This is a genomic window from Citrobacter sp. CK189 (genome assembly GCF_030333505.1).
Taxonomy (GTDB): domain Bacteria; phylum Pseudomonadota; class Gammaproteobacteria; order Enterobacterales; family Enterobacteriaceae; genus Citrobacter_B; species Citrobacter_B koseri.
Map to the genome: position 1 here is coordinate 87,620 of NZ_JAOWFV010000035.1, position 14,053 is coordinate 101,672.

At 53.8% G+C, this 14,053-nt stretch carries 16 protein-coding genes; 10 read left to right on the forward strand and 6 right to left on the reverse strand.

Features of this window, described 5'->3' with window-relative positions; all coding sequences use genetic code 11:
* Positions 1–158: 158 nt before the first annotated feature.
* Together OGV83_RS04665 and OGV83_RS04670 are read left to right on the forward strand one after the other, a co-directional pair.
* Entirely contained in the window at positions 159–737 is a 579-nt protein-coding gene (locus OGV83_RS04665) for a PhoP regulatory network YrbL family protein (RefSeq protein WP_286463203.1), read from the forward strand.
* A gap of 93 nt (positions 738–830) precedes the next feature.
* A complete protein-coding gene (locus OGV83_RS04670) occupies positions 831–1,937 on the forward strand; it encodes an acyltransferase family protein (RefSeq protein WP_012132941.1) in 1,107 nt (368 codons plus the stop codon).
* Between the two features lie 54 nt (positions 1,938–1,991).
* Here OGV83_RS04670 and OGV83_RS04675 read toward each other — a convergent pair whose 3' ends face one another.
* The 3 genes from OGV83_RS04675 to OGV83_RS04685 are packed head-to-tail and all read right to left on the reverse strand — an operon-like array spanning position 1,992 to position 4,701.
* On the reverse strand, positions 1,992–2,858 hold the full coding sequence (locus tag OGV83_RS04675) for an ABC transporter permease (protein WP_047457694.1): 867 nt from the start codon (positions 2,856–2,858) through the stop codon (positions 1,992–1,994).
* On the reverse strand, positions 2,830–3,672 hold the full coding sequence (locus tag OGV83_RS04680) for an ABC transporter ATP-binding protein (RefSeq protein ID WP_101744364.1): 843 nt from the start codon (positions 3,670–3,672) through the stop codon (positions 2,830–2,832). Before OGV83_RS04680 ends, OGV83_RS04675 begins: the two co-directional genes overlap by 29 nt.
* A 21-nt stretch (positions 3,673–3,693) precedes the next feature.
* Positions 3,694–4,701 carry an ABC transporter substrate-binding protein gene (locus tag OGV83_RS04685; RefSeq protein WP_012132938.1) on the reverse strand — a complete coding sequence of 336 codons (1,008 nt, stop codon included), beginning with the start codon at positions 4,699–4,701 and terminating at the stop codon, positions 3,694–3,696.
* Between the two features lie 242 nt (positions 4,702–4,943).
* On the opposite strand from OGV83_RS04685, the gene OGV83_RS04690 reads away from it, so the two are divergent.
* The 6 genes from OGV83_RS04690 (at position 4,944) to OGV83_RS04715 (ending at position 10,528) form a co-directional block, all read left to right on the forward strand.
* Entirely contained in the window at positions 4,944–5,966 is a 1,023-nt protein-coding gene (locus tag OGV83_RS04690) for a malate/lactate/ureidoglycolate dehydrogenase (protein ID WP_286463205.1), read from the forward strand.
* 253 nt (positions 5,967–6,219) lie between these two features.
* Positions 6,220–7,233 (forward strand): D-cysteate sulfo-lyase, encoded by a 1,014-nt coding sequence (cuyA, locus tag OGV83_RS04695; protein ID WP_071258262.1) that lies wholly within the window; start codon positions 6,220–6,222, stop codon positions 7,231–7,233.
* Complete coding sequence (gene cuyB / locus OGV83_RS04700; RefSeq protein ID WP_012132933.1) at positions 7,230–7,949, forward strand: cysteate racemase; 720 nt, start codon at positions 7,230–7,232, stop codon at positions 7,947–7,949. The genes cuyA and cuyB overlap by 4 nt, the downstream gene beginning before the upstream one ends.
* A 28-nt stretch (positions 7,950–7,977) precedes the next feature.
* Positions 7,978–8,985: a taurine ABC transporter substrate-binding protein gene (locus OGV83_RS04705; RefSeq protein WP_286463207.1), complete on the forward strand. Its 1,008-nt coding sequence runs from the start codon at positions 7,978–7,980 to the stop codon at positions 8,983–8,985.
* Positions 8,982–9,752, forward strand: coding sequence for an ABC transporter permease (locus OGV83_RS04710; RefSeq protein ID WP_058668982.1), 771 nt, complete (start codon positions 8,982–8,984; stop codon positions 9,750–9,752). Before OGV83_RS04705 ends, OGV83_RS04710 begins: the two co-directional genes overlap by 4 nt.
* The gene (locus tag OGV83_RS04715) at positions 9,752–10,528 is read left to right on the forward strand and encodes an ABC transporter ATP-binding protein (RefSeq protein WP_012132930.1); all 777 of its coding nucleotides are present in this window, start codon (positions 9,752–9,754) and stop codon (positions 10,526–10,528) included. Before OGV83_RS04710 ends, OGV83_RS04715 begins: the two co-directional genes overlap by 1 nt.
* Positions 10,529–10,561: 33 nt before the next feature.
* On the opposite strand, the gene OGV83_RS04720 is transcribed toward OGV83_RS04715, so the two are convergent.
* Positions 10,562–11,668 carry a 4Fe-4S binding protein gene (locus OGV83_RS04720; protein WP_112002286.1) on the reverse strand — a complete coding sequence of 369 codons (1,107 nt, stop codon included), beginning with the start codon at positions 11,666–11,668 and terminating at the stop codon, positions 10,562–10,564.
* A gap of 228 nt (positions 11,669–11,896) precedes the next feature.
* Between OGV83_RS04720 and OGV83_RS04725 the strand changes: the two genes are divergently transcribed.
* A complete protein-coding gene (locus OGV83_RS04725; RefSeq protein WP_012132927.1) occupies positions 11,897–12,202 on the forward strand; it encodes a type II toxin-antitoxin system RelE/ParE family toxin in 306 nt (101 codons plus the stop codon).
* 87 nt (positions 12,203–12,289) lie between these two features.
* Complete coding sequence (locus OGV83_RS04730; RefSeq protein WP_012132926.1) at positions 12,290–12,631, forward strand: HigA family addiction module antitoxin; 342 nt, start codon at positions 12,290–12,292, stop codon at positions 12,629–12,631.
* Positions 12,632–12,770: 139 nt separating this feature from the next.
* On the opposite strand, the gene cbpM is transcribed toward OGV83_RS04730, so the two are convergent.
* Together cbpM and cbpA are read right to left on the reverse strand one after the other, a co-directional pair.
* Positions 12,771–13,076, reverse strand: coding sequence for a chaperone modulator CbpM (gene cbpM, locus OGV83_RS04735; protein WP_047457663.1), 306 nt, complete (start codon positions 13,074–13,076; stop codon positions 12,771–12,773).
* Positions 13,076–13,996, reverse strand: a complete 921-nt coding sequence (cbpA, locus tag OGV83_RS04740) for a curved DNA-binding protein (RefSeq protein WP_047457661.1) — start codon at positions 13,994–13,996, stop codon at positions 13,076–13,078. Before cbpA ends, cbpM begins: the two co-directional genes overlap by 1 nt.
* Positions 13,997–14,053 lie beyond the last annotated feature (57 nt).

Sequence of the window (14,053 nt, forward strand, 5' to 3'; positions counted from 1 at the left end):
TCCGGCGGACGTGAACCGTCCGCCGACTTCATGACTCATTGACCTGCCGTTTAGGTTATTAACATTAAACTGTCTCGGCTGTAACCAGGATATGACGTAACGCCATCTCTTCGTTTGCATGGGCCAGTCTGTTTTTTTCTTTTATGAGTCAACACTGTATGAAAAAGCTTACCTTGACCGAAAATGATTTACTGGCCAGAGGGAACGATCGTTACGTCTTTCAGCATCCGCACAATCATCAACTACTGATCAAAGTCGTCATCCCGACCATTCCCAAATATAAAAGTAAGCTTCGTGAAGTCTATCGGGACGTCAAAGAGTGCAAGCCGCGCGACGAAACTGACTCGCTCTTCATCCAGAAAATTGAAGGGCTAGTGGAGACAGATAAAGGGATTGGGCAGGTTATCGTCAAAGAGCATGACGAACAGGGCAACATTGCCAGAACATTGTATGACCTTGCAAAGCACAACGAACTGGACGCGGAGAAATTCAGTAAGCTCAACGCTTTTTTAGCGTGGTTTATTTATACAGACGTCATTATCAACTCGCTGCATTGCAAAAATATTGTTTATGCCTGGGACGATGCTCGTCAGGAGTACCGCTTCAAAGTTATTGACGGCTTTGGGGATAAGACGCTCTTTCAACTGAGCAAGTTCTGGAGCGTTATACGGGATAAAAACAAACTTAAGTGCCTCAGAAGGATGCTGAGGGATCTGCAAAGTATCACGCAAGCGTAATCTACACGTTATCCTTGAACAGGCCTGGTCATTTTCCCAGTATGCAACCGGACCTTTGTCATGTTGTCTGCTGGCTTGTTAACAAGAAAGAGTATGCAAACAACACGTAATTATTTTTTTGATATTCTCCGCATTCTGGCTGTACTACTGGTTGTTACCTCGCATTACAGCTACATGTTCGATACCAGTACCGTGTTGACGTTCCCGCGCGAATACCTGACCGGAGGAATAGGGCGGCTGGGCGTCTCTTTCTTCTTCATGATATCCGGCGCGCTGGCTTACCTGTCGCTGCGTAAATACTCTGTACAGGAGTATTACCTGAAACGCGTCTATTCGATCCTGCTTCCCTACAACATCGCTTATTTCTCAATGGCGATCCTGTTCCTCATCCTGAGCGTGTTTTTCCTCTATCCAGGCAATCCGCTGGCTGACGTGCTCGCCGGGAAGCGTGCATTTCACTCGCTGCTGCCTTCCGTTCTCGGGTTTGACCATTATCTGCACGGTGTCTACGACATCAATACCGCGTACTTCACCGGAGAGTGGTTTATTGGCTGTATTATCCTGCTGTACGCCGTTTCTCCGGTGATTTACTGGGCCATTGTCCGTTTTCCTGTCTGTACGATGCTGGCGGCGGTCGTCGTTACGCTACTGGCATATGATAAAAGCATCGTGAACCCTTACTGGTCAGCACAGGTTCGGGTGAGTGATTTTACCTTCGGGATGCTGTTCATACACTTTCAGCCGTGGTTCACGCGCTACCGTCTTCAGGCGGCGTCAGTCAGCCTGCTGCTGGTGGTGACCGGGGTGATTGTGGCGCATATCGATCAGCTACCGGTTCGGGAGGTGCTGTTTCCTCTGAAACCCTCAAGCCTGCTGTTTGCTGCGGCCTTCCTCTTCATTCTGCTGGCGGGATACCCGCTGATTCATCCTCTGTTTAATCTGGATCGCTTCCGGCAGGGGTTATCCAGCCTGGCGTCGCGGGCCTACATTATTATGCTGTTGCAGCATGTGGTGGTGATATTTGTCAGCGCCAATATCGATATGTCGGTACTGAATGCGACCCAGGCGGTGATGCTGTATTTTGGGATTCTGATTTGCATCGAAAGGCTGTCGTCTTTCATGAAACCGCTATCGGTAAAGTGTGAGCAGGTCTTGATCGCCAGAACGCCGTGGCTACGTGAAAAGCAAAAAGGGAACTAAGACCATTTCGCGCTAAGCCGGACAACGTCCGGCTGCAAAGAACGCGGGGAGGGGTTAACGCTGCATCCCCCAGCGTTTCACCGTGATCTTTTCCAGACTGGCGAATACCACGCCTTCCACCAGCAGGCCAATCGCGATTACCGTTAACAGTCCTGCAAATACCCGGTCGGTGAACAGCTCATTGCGATTCTGGAAGATATACCAGCCCAGGCCTCCTTCGCCGCTGGACGCGCCAAATACCAGTTCGGCGGCAATCAACGTGCGCCAGGCGAACGCCCAGCCGATCTTGAGCCCGGACAGGATAGCGGGCAACGATGCCGGAATAAGAATCGTGATCACATAGCGTGGCCCGCTGAGGCCGTAGTTGCGCCCCGCCATGCGTAGCGTTTCCGGTACGCTGCTAAAGCCAGACCAGGTATTCAGCGCGATTGGCCACATCACTGAATGTATCAGCACAAATATCAGGCTGGCATTCCCCAGACCAAACCACAGCAAAGCCAGCGGCAGCAGCGCAATTGCCGGCAGCGGATTTAGCATCGCGGTTAATGTGCTGAGCAGATCGCGGCCAAACTGGGTGGTCACGGCCAGCGCGCTGGCAATCAGCGCCAGCGCACTGCCTGCCAGATACCCTTTCAGCAGGGTACTGAGTGAGTTGACGATTTTTTCCGGCAGTTCGCCATTGCGCATGTCTTCGCTAAACGCCTGCAACGTCTGAAGTACCCCGGGCAACATCAGATCGTTTTGCTGGATTCGCGCGGCGATCTCCCATAGCGCCAGCACCAGGGCGACAATCAGACACTTGCGCAACCACGTCTGATTCCACAGGCGCTGGCTTAAAGGCAGCGGCGTTTCCACCGGCAGATTGCGCAGCGGCGGTAATTCGCGTTCGAATTCAGGACGAATGTACGGTGGCTGGGACATACTCTGGCTCCTCGCCGGATGAGTGAGACGGACTGTTCCCGATTGTCGGGAATAACAGATGGTGAATATGGCGCGCAGCGTGCTGAAACGCCTCGCTGCCGAAATCATTAAGCGTGAACTGATGACAGTTAAGCTCCGCCCTGACGCGCCCTGGATGCGGCGAAAGCACCAGGATACGGCTGCCCACCACCAGCGCTTCTTCAATCGAATGGGTGACGAACAGCAGGGTAAAGCGCTCTTCTTCCCAGAGCGCAAGCAGTTCTTCCTGCATTGTGCGTCGGGTCAGCGCATCCAGCGCGGCAAAGGGCTCGTCCATCAGCAGGATGCGTGGTTTCATTGCCAGCGCCCGTGCAATGGCGACGCGCTGCTTCATCCCGCCGGAGAGCATATGGGGCATGGCGTCGGCAAATTCTGCCAGCCCGACTTTGTGGAGGAAATGCAGCGCCGTCTCTTTTGCTTGTGAACGACTGGCTTTCCGGCTGGCCAGCAGAGGAAACATGACGTTTTCCAGCACGGTTTTCCACGGCGGCAGTTGGTCAAACTCCTGGAATACCATCATGCGTTCCGGGCCGGGAGCGCTAACCGGCGTTCCCGCAAGTGAAATGTGGCCGCTGCGCGGGGCGAGAAAACCGCCTGTGGCTTTCAGCAGACTTGATTTCCCACAGCCTGACGGCCCAAGCAAAATAAAGCGGTCGCCAGGCCAGACATCAAAACTGACATCATGCGTCGCGCGCACTTGCCGTTCACGGGTACGGTATTCAATATCAACATTGCTGACCTGTAGCAGCGGGCCGTCGATTTGCTGAGTGACCATCAGAGCCTCCGGTGTCGCGGTTTAACTGCCTGGGTTTTCCCATGCTTCGTTAAAGAAATAGTCTTTCCAGGAATCGGCCTTATTTTTCAGTACGCCAAGCTCATGGAGTTTTTCGGCATATACGCCAGTACGCTCAGGGAAAACCGTAAAGCTGATTTCTGGATCGTTAACAATTTTTTGTACCAGCGGTAAGGGCAGCCGTGATTTCTCGACGCGAATATACGTTTCGGCAGCCGCATTTTTGTCACGGTTAATGATATTTGCGGCTTCACTGAGGGCGCGATAAAACGCTTTATAGGTTTTTGGATTTTCATCATGGAATTTCTGGGTGGTATAGAGAACATTAAATGTCGCCTGCCCACCCAGCACATCATAGGAACTGAGCACTTTATGCACGTTGCTGTGCTCCAGCGCCTGATACTGAAACGGCGGGCTGGAAAAATGCGTGGTAATTTCCGAGCCACCGGCAATTAAGGCTGCGCTGGCGTCCGGGTGCGGTAAACTGACGCTAATTTTATCGAAGCGTTTGAAGTCCTGGTCGCCATATAATTTCGCCGTCTCGATTTGTAATGTCCGAGACTGAAAACCGACCCCAGCCGCCGGAACGGCAATACGGTCTTTTTCGGTCAGATCTTTAATGCTTTTTACCGCCGGGTTATTACTCAATAAATAATTGGGCATCGATCCCAGCGAGGCTATCGCTTTCACATTTTGCTTACCTTTGGTGCGATCCCATAGGGTGAGTACCGGGGGAACGCCTGCTGACGCAACGTCCAGAGCGCCAGAGAGCAACGCTTCATTCATCCCGGTTGCGCCTGAAATCGTGCGCCACTCTACTTTGATATCCAGTCCCTCTTTTTGCCCCTCTTTTTCGATAAGCTGCTGGTCTCGCACCACATCAAGAATTAAATAACCGATGCCAAATTGCTGCGCGATACTAATGTTCCCTTCCGCAAATGCCGACTGGCTGACTCCGCCAAGGGCGGAAAACGCCAGCGTCCAGGCAAATACCCTGTTTCTTTTATTCATATCTGTTCCCCAGAAAGGTGTTTCTCAGCAAAAAATCATGGGCAGAGGCGAGAGGGAAAGGAAATGATTTAAATGGCAATGAATATCAGGAAAATGAATAACGATATTCATGGCGTGTTAGTTAATAAGCGGAAAAGCTTAGTCATTATTCATTGTTATGTAACAAATACATCCTCGCTATAGTCGGACTCACCTCTTTAATAGCCCTTGCCATTGCAGGGGCAATGTCCGTGAGTAGAATCATGCCATTATTTTCACATCATCACTTACGTTCGCTTTTACAACGCTATCTGGTGCGGGCGGGTACGGGATCTGATATCGCGCAAAAAGTAGCGGATAACCTGGTCGAATCCTCATTAAAAGGCCACGACTCGCATGGCGTGACCCTGTTGCCTCGCTATATACGGGCCATTCTGGCGGGAGATTTGAACCCTGGCGCCACGCTGACCACCTTGTCTGATGCCGGGCCGATTGTCTCTTTTGATGGGGGACATGGCTTCGGCCAGGCGTTGGGCGAACAGGCCATGACCGTGGGTATTGAGCGTGTGCGCCAGTTTGGGGTGGCAATAATTGGCTTGTCTAATACCCACCATCTTGGGCGGATCGGCGCATGGGCAGAGCAGGTGGCGAGCGCCGGGCTGGTCTCGATCCATTTTGCTAACGTGGCGGCGCCGTCGGCCGTGTTGCCGTTCGATGGGCTACGCGCCAGGCTTGGTACAAACCCCTTTTGCGTGGGTGTACCGCTACAGAACCGCCCTCCGGTTATCCTTGATTTCGCGACCAGCGCCATTGCGGGCAATAAAGCGCGCATCGCCTGGAATGAAGGGCGCGCCATCCCGGCAGGATGCGCGGTAGATGCGAACGGGCAACCCACAACCGACCCTGCCGTATTAATGACTGAGCCGCCCGGCGCTTTGCTGCCTTTTGGCGGCCATAAAGGCGCGGGATTGTCGCTAATATGTAGCTTACTTGGCGCTGCGCTGACCGGCGGCGAGACCGAAAGCCAGCAAATTCCGCCGCGTGCCGGAATCATCAACAATATGTTGTCGATTCTATTTGACCCCGCGCGGTTAGGCGAGGAGGAACATTACTCACAGGCGCTGTTAGCGCAGGTTGACTGGGTTCGTAGCGGGCAGGAAGGGCGCGATGTGCAGATCCCCGGAGAACCGGAATTGCGCGCGTATGCCCGGCGCCAGGAAGAGGGCATCTGGATTGATGACGTCAGCTGGCAGGCGTTTGTCGCCCTGGAAGCATTAAATACCTGAGCGTGCCTGCGCACCAAAAGACATATTTGGTTATTTGTTTAAACGGATCGGCATGATGGTCAGTTAATGAATGCTGGCGAATAAATAACGCGATCGTTTTTTGTTTTATCTTTTTTCCTCATATCCATAGCTGAAAAACTTGGTAAGCCGCGAGTGAGAAAATCAATATAGTCATTCTTATATTCCACGAATCTTTCTTACTCTCGCTGCCGAATTTTAATGTGCGGCGTCGTTATTCTTTACAGGAGTTATTATGCATCTGGCGCGTTTTCCCCGGCTTCATTTTGGCCATTTCCCGACTCCACTGGAGCCCCTCACTCAACTTTCACGCTTGCTGGGGGGGCCAAATATCTGGATAAAACGAGACGATTGCACCGGCCTTGCCACTGGCGGCAATAAAACCCGCAAACTTGAGTTTTTGCTCGGCGACGCCCAGGCAAAACAGGCGGATATTATCATTACCCAGGGCGCCACGCAGTCTAACCATGTGCGTCAGACCGTCGCGGCGGCGGCCAGACTGGGTCTGGAAGCGCATATTTTTCTCGAACAACGCGTCACGACGCTGGGTGATGAGTATCAGCAATCCGGCAATGTGCTGCTGGACGGTTTGCTCGGCGGCAAAGTTATTGCCCATTTGCCTGGCGGTACGGATATGCAGCAGGCAATGGAGCATCATGCGGAAAGCCTGCGTGCGCAGGGCCATACCCCTTATGTCATCCCCGGTGGCGGTTCGAACGCAATCGGGGCGCTGGGTTACGTATCCTGCGCGGAAGAGTTGCTTTGGCAGTCCAGCCAGTTACGGCTGCGTATCGATCATATCGTCCATGCCACCGGCAGCGCAGGCACGCAGGCTGGCCTGATTGCGGGTTTAACCGCCACGCACAGCGGCATTCCCCTCCTCGGGATTAGCGTACGCGCCCCGCGTGATAAACAGGAACACAACGTCTGGCGTCTGGCGCAGCAGACCCGGGAACTGCTCGGCGTGCCGGGTGAATTGCCGCGTGAGGCGGTGGTCGCCAACAGTGATTATGTGGGCGAAGGCTATGGTCTGCCCACCGAGGGGATGCTTGAAGCGCTGCAACTGCTGGCGCAGCACGAGGGGATTCTGCTCGACCCTGTCTATTCCGGTAAAGGCATGGCCGGATTGATTGATCTGATCCGTCAAGGCCATTTCCGCAAGGATGAGAATGTGGTGTTTATCCATACGGGAGGAAGCGCGGGTCTGTTTGGCTATCGTCAGGTCATCGCAGATTCTTTGTCATCATGAGCACACCTTTTCTGCTGGGGATTCTTGGCGGCATGGGGCCGCTGGCGACGCTTGATTTGATGCATAAATTGCTGCGCGCAACGCCCGCCAGCAGCGATCAACAGCAAATCCCCCATGTGGTGTGGAATGTGCCGCAAATTGCGGATCGCCAACAGGCGCTGGCGGGAACGGGGCCTTCGCCGTTGCCGCAGCTCTTGCTCGGTGTGGAACAGCTGAACCGCGCGGGCGCCAGCCACATTGTGATCGCCTGTAATACGGCGCACCACTGGTATGAGGCGCTGGCGCAGCACAGCGACGCGCCGTTGCTGCATATTGTGGACGCCACGCTGGCGGTATTTGAAGGGAAAGAGAAGCCCCGCCGGGTCGGGCTTATCGCTACGCAGGGCACGCTGGATGCCGGTTGGTTCCAGCACGGTTTCGCCTCTATGGGGATTGAAAGCGTGCAGCCGACGCCAGAGGAGCTGCGGCAGTGGTTTGTGCCGGGGTGCTATGCGGTAAAACGCGGCGAACTGCGTACCGGTGGTGAGCTGCTGAGTTTACAGGCTCAGGCATTGCGCGATCGCGGCGCAGAGAGGCTGGTGCTGGCCTGCACGGAAGTGCCGGTTGCGCTGGCGGAGGTGACATCCCCGCATTTAGCCGTGTCGATTGATCCCGCAGAAGCGCTGGCGCAACAGTGTGCCCGGTTATGGCTAACGCAGCGCGAAGCATGGCATTAATAACGTTATTATTTAAAGGGTAAATTAAATGAAAAAAAGTCTCTGCGTATTACTTGCAGCGGGTGGCCTGTGGGTCAATACCAGCTTTGCCGAAACACCCGCAGAAGTCCGCGTGGCATACAGCGGCGGTTCTCAGGTGCTGATGCTGGCAAAAGCCGATGGTTCTCTGGATAACGCTTTACACAGCAAGGTCAAATGGGTGCAATTTGCGTCCGGTGCGGACGCGTTAAATTATTTTGCCAGTAACGCGATTGATATTGCCAATTTCGGCTCCAGCCCGGCAACGGCAGGCATTGTCAGAAAACTGCCGGTGGAGATTGTCGGCGTCTCCGGGGTGATTGCCAGCTACGAGCGTTTAATTGGTAAAGACGGCATTACCCGTATTAACGATATTGAAGGCAAACGCGTAGCCTATCCGCCAAACTCGACGGCGCAATATGCGCTTGAAGCCGCCATCAGCGTTAACCATCTCGATCGCAGCAAAATAACCTTATTGCCGCTGCGTCCGGCGGAAATGGTCGCGGCCTGGAAACGCGGCGATATCGACGCGGGCTATGTCTGGGCGCCGTTTGCTCAGGAACTTGAAGCCTCCGGCGGGCATCAGGTATTCGCGACCAAAGATCTGCAAAAGGACGGCTACCTGATTTACAACAACTACGTCGTGCGTAAAGCCTTTGCCGAGCAGTATCCGCAAACCGTCAGCGCGTTCCTGCGCGTTCATCAGGAAAAAGTTGATGAGTTTAAGAAAGACCCGGAACGCGCGGCGGCGATTGTGGCGAAAGAGGTGGGCGCGCCGGTGACGACTGCCGTGAATACGTTGGGTGGGCTGGAATACCCAACCCTGACGCAGCAGGGTACGGCGGACTGGCTTGGCAATGGAACCCAGACGACTGACAGCGGTATTGGTAAAGCGCTGACCAAAACCTCTGACTTCCTGGCGGGGATTGGCGAGATCCGCAAACGTGATATCCCGGCGAACTGGGACAGCGCCATTAACTCCCGCTACATCCATGACGCGGCGGTAGCAGCGCAATGAGATTGAGTTATCACATCGCCATCAGCGTCGTTTCGGTGGCTATTTTCTTTATCGTCTGGCAAGTGGCGACGATGCGGCAATGGGTGGACCCGCTGCTGCTGCCGTCGCTACAGGATATCGGTCTGACAACCGAAGAGCTGTTGGCTGATGGTTATCGTCAGGTGCCGTTGTGGGAGCATGTCGCAGTCAGCCTGGCCCGGGCCCTAAGCGCTTTTTCTGTGGCAATTCTCATCGGCATCCCCCTGGGGTTGCTGATGGGGTTGTCGGAAGGTCTGGCGGCGGTACTGAATCCGTTCGTGCAGTTTTTGCGCCCGCTACCCAAGATTGCGCTTATTCCGCTGGCGGTCGTCTGGCTGGGGATCGGTGAGGCGTCGAAGTTCTTTCTGATCTTCATCGCCACCTTCCTGAGCGTGGTCGTGGGGGCATCTGCTGCGGTCGATCGTATTGGTCGCTCGCGTATTCGTGTGGCGCAAACGCTCGGCGCGTCGCGCAAACAGATTTTTCTGCGCGTGGTGTTGCCGGATGCGCTGCCGGAACTGTTTACCACCGTCAGGCTGTCGATAGGGATCGGCTGGACATCGCTCATCGCGGCGGAAATGGTGGCGGCCAGTTCGGGTCTCGGCTGGATGGTGATTAACGCCAGCTCGTATCTGCGAACCGATATCGTGATGCTGGGGATCCTGCTGCTCGGCGGTATCGGCTATTTACTGGATTTATTGCTGCTGGGGCTGCAACGCTTTTTTGTGCCCTGGGCGGGGAAAGAGTAATGAGTGCCATCACACTGGAAAACGTATCGCTCTCTTTTGCGGCAAAACCGCAGCCGTTCACGGTGCTGGACGATATCAGCCTGTCTCTGGAGAAAGGGGAGTTTGTTGTTCTGTTGGGGCCGTCCGGCTGCGGGAAGTCCACGATCCTGAATCTGGTCGCCGGATTCAACAAGCCGGATCGCGGGCGCGTGGCGGCAGGCGGAAAGACAGTGAAGCTGCCAGGGCCAGACCGGGGAATGATCTTCCAGCAGCCAAATTTGTTTCCCTGGCTGTCGGTACTGGAAAACGTCACCTTTGGCCCACGGCTGGGGAAATACCACAAAGATGAGGTCAACGCCCAGGCGCTGGACTGGCTGACGCGGGTAGGGCTGAAAGGCTTTGAACATCATGCGCCCTGGCAACTCTCCGGCGGGATGAAACAACGCGTGGCGCTGGCCCGCGCCTGGCTGCCGGAGCCGGAGGTGTTGCTACTCGATGAACCGTTCGGCGCGCTGGATGCGCAAACACGTCTGATGATGCAGGAACTCCTGCGCGATGCCTGGCTTGCCACCGGCACCACGCTGCTGTTTGTGACTCACGACGTAGAAGAGGCGCTGTTTCTGGCCGATCGTATTCTGATTATGTCGGCGAAGCCTGGAAAAATCGTTGAGGAGGTTATCCTGCCTTTTGGGCGCGAACGCGATATCGAAACCCTGGCTGAACACCCGGCTTACAGTGGGATCAAACATCACGTATTGCACCGGGTGCGCCAGGAGGCGAAGCGCCATTTAGGATGAAAACACCGCCAGCGTGGGCGCGTTATTTCTTAACTAATGCCCAATCATCCTCGCCTGGGGAATTAAGCGGAAATAAAGATGCTCCGGCACCGGGCTATCCCAGGCGCCGGCATACATCGCAATCGCGATAGCGGCAAAAAGTATCCCGAGTATCAATATTGTCATGGCGACGCCCGAGAGTGCGGCCTGTCGCCATAACGGTTTTATCGCCTCGCGTTTTCCTTCCGGCGCGCCAGAAGGCGTGCGTAATGAAAAGTTGAGCGTCGAGGCAACCGGGCAGGACTCCACGCAGGTCATGCAACCTGTGCATTCAACGGTTCTGACCTGAATCAGCTTGTCTACCGGGATACGGGAGGGACAATTTTGAGCGCACTTTCCACAATCAATACAGCTGTCGGCATTGCGGCGGATTTTAAAGGGAGAAAAAAACGAAAACAGACCAAGCAGAGCGCCGTAAGGGCACAGATAACGACACCAGAAATGACGAATAAATAAGCTGGCGACGGCGAAAAATATGACGCAGATAAGCGTGGTTGTTCCAATATTGCGGAAAAAATCGAGCATTTTAACGTCGATAATAATGCCATAAGCTGACATCAGGAACATCTGAATACCCTGTGCAGGCATGGATAACGCGATATAAAGAAAAAAGCTCAATAACAGATATTTCAGACCGCGCAGGGGAATATCCAGCCAGCGGGGCAGGGTAATCGACGGCCCAAAGAGCGTTTCCCCGAGTTTGCCGATCAGCTCTGACAACGCGCCAACAGGACACAGCCATGAGCAAAAAGATTTTTTTAGCAGCAGGCTGATGACGATAAATGCAACCAGAAGCAGCATGGAGGCGGCGTGAACAGGAGGGAGCAGACCGGTTTCCCAGGTGTATCGGATGTTCATCAAACCGGCGACAGGAAGCCAGCCTTCAATACCACCGGGTCTGGGGACGTAAACGCTGGCGGCGGCAGTTTCGTAATACCGGACCCAAAAATAGAATGTGATGCCAATATAAATATTGATCAGCAGGAGCAGAAATTGTGTCGCCCTGCGCCAGGTCGATGCATTTCGCCAGTCATTCCACGGCAATTTACCGCCGATGGTGCCTGGTCGACGCTGCCAGCGCGTTCTTTTCATCCCACCCATGATCTTTATTTCCCTGTGAACATGTATTCAGAATGCCACTATGCTACGGCGGTTCCCGGGGGCAGGATTTGATTTATATCGGATTAACGGCTTTTGCCACGGAATAATGACGATGGAGCTGTTTTGCGAGCGTCTGCTTTTGGAGTTGAGTTAAAATGGATGCACTTGTGCACAGTGCGTGTGTGCGTTACAATGTTCCTGTCCTGAGGAAACGGAAGGCAAGCTGGAATGCCAAAGAAACTTGTCAGTATTGAAGACTTCCGTGACCAGTGGCTGGATGATTTTTTTATGTACTCTGCACCACATAAGAAAATTCCCCCGGATATACATTCAGCATTGGCCCGTAAGCTCGATATCATAAACGCGGCAGTGAGCTACAAGGATTTGAAGTCACCGCCGGGTAACAGATACGAAGAACTGGAAGGTAAATTGCAGGAATATTCTTCGATAAGAGTTAACAAGCAATATCGTTTGATATTCAAATGGGTGAACGGCAAGGCACAAGACCTCTACCTTGATCCACATGAGTATTAAACAAGCGTGAAACTATCGGCTTAGCCATTTGTACAAGGTTAAGCCGAGTCAGCGGCTTAATTGCCCTCAAAATGGATGGACTAACTCATGAACCAGGCAACCAGAAAACCCACGACAGTTGGTGATATCCTTCTGTATGAATACCTGGAACCGCTTGACCTCAAAATTAATGATCTCGCGGAAATGTTGCAGGTGCATCGTAATACCGCCAGCGCATTGGTTAACAACAATCGTAAACTCACGACTGACATGGCTTTTCGCCTGTCTAAAGTTTTCGATACCTCTGTAGAGTTCTGGATGAACCTACAGACTGCTGTAGATGTATGGGAAACTGAAAACAATGCCCGCCTTCAGGTAGAGATGAGCAGGGTGATTACGGCGAGCGATTTTCTTGCGGAACGTCAGAAACAAGAAAAGAAAGTCGCGTGACCAGCCGAAAGAATGGAAAAGGCTGCAAGGTTTAACCGTTGAGGCCAGCAGCTTCCCTGTGACGTTAATGTGAATTTTTTACCGTATCGCGGTGATAAAAATAAGGGGGCGGGCAGTGTGCCAACCCCCGTTTATTATTTTATGGGTGTTTGATAAAGCGGGAAAGACGCTGTATCAGCAAGCGGTTTTCCTGGCGTAGCCGGTCATTTTCTTCCAGCAAGGTCAGCGTCATTGCGATGCCCGGCCAGTCCAGCGCCAGCTCCTGGCGCAAGCGTAAAGCACGCTGCACGACGATCGCCGCATGATCGTCAAATAACCAGGATGCGGTTTCGTTCTCGCAGGGCTCGATCACCCCAAGCCCGACAATTTCGTTAAGCTCTTCCTCCGAAACCCCGGTATGCAGGCAAAATTCGGTAATTGTAAAGGTGACGGTTACGTTAGCCATTATGCTTTCCCCCACTCTTTGCGTGGATCAAAGGAGGACTGCGCGTCCGCCAGTTGCTGCCACAGGGCTGTGGCACTGTCGTCGGGTTTCGGCGGCATCACGATTTTGATCACAGCGTACAGGTCGCCCGTGTGTTTTTTGCTGACCAGGCCTTTGCCTCTGATGCGCAGGCGCTGCCCGGCCTGACTGCCTGGCGGGATGGTCAGCAGAATCTTCTCTTTTAGCGTTGGTACGGCGACCTTCGCGCCCAGCGCGGCCTCCCACGGGGCGAGAGGAACCACAATCTCCAGATCCTGATTGACGATATCAAACAGAGGATGCGGCGCGATATGAATCACTAACCACAGATCGCCATTCGGCCCGCCGTTTTCCCCCGGCGTTCCCTGGCCTTTTAGACGAATGCGCTGGCCGTTGCCAACGCCTGCGGGAATTTTCACATTCAGCGTTTTAGGGATCTCACGCTCCACAAGACCGAACGCGTTATACACCGGCAAGTTATAGCTGATTGTACGGCTGTGCTCGGCAAGGGTTTCCTCCAGGAACACCGCCACTTCAATCTCAATATCGTGGCCGCGCGTCGCCTGACGCTGGCGGGATTGTCGGCCGTGTTGCCCAAAGATGGACGAGAAAATGTCGTCAAAATCTTCGGCGTTATAACTCTGGCCTTCGCCCTGCTGGAACTGTCGGTTGAACTGCGGATCGTTGCGGTGTTGCCACAATTGGTCGTATTCGGCGCGGCGCTGTTCATCACTCAGCACTTCCCATGCTTCCGCCACCTCTTTAAAGCGGGCTTCGGCATCAGGCTCTTTGCTGACATCAGGATGGTATTTGCGGGCCAGTCGGCGGTAGGCGGTCTTGATAGTCTTGAGATCGTCCGTCGGTTTCACGCCCATAATGGCGTAATAATCCTTTAATTCCATAGTGTTATCTCGCGTAAATCAATACATACGGCAGGGAATCCCCGGAAAAGTCATCGT